The organism is Streptomyces sp. BV286 (genome assembly GCF_019090165.1).
Classification (GTDB): domain Bacteria; phylum Actinomycetota; class Actinomycetes; order Streptomycetales; family Streptomycetaceae; genus Streptomyces.
In genome coordinates, this window is sequence record NZ_JAHRIB010000119.1 from 1 (window position 1) to 307 (window position 307).

1 pseudogene is annotated in these 307 nt (G+C 81.8%); it reads right to left on the reverse strand.

From position 1 onward, the window contains the following. Nucleotides 1-307, reverse strand: a pseudogene (locus tag KUF83_RS16490) (hypothetical protein); the annotation flags it as partial.

Sequence of the window (307 nt, forward strand, 5' to 3'; positions counted from 1 at the left end):
GCCACCGCCGGGGCCGGGGCCGCCGGAGGTTCCTGGGCCGCCGGGTCCACCGGGGCCGCCCGGAAGACCGGGCGCCGTCAGTGGCGTGTCCCCGGTGACCGGGCCGCCGGTCGGACCCGAGGGTCCGCCCTGGCCGCCGCTGGAGAAGTACGGGAGCCCGTCGCGTCGCGGCTCGCCGCCACCGTCGCCCCCCGGGTACGGGGAGCCGGTCGGACCGGAGCCGAGCGGTCCCGCCGCCAGCGCCCCGGACACGTCGAAGGAACCGGTACCGCCGCCGTGACCGGGCGCCACCGGGCCGGTGCCGCCC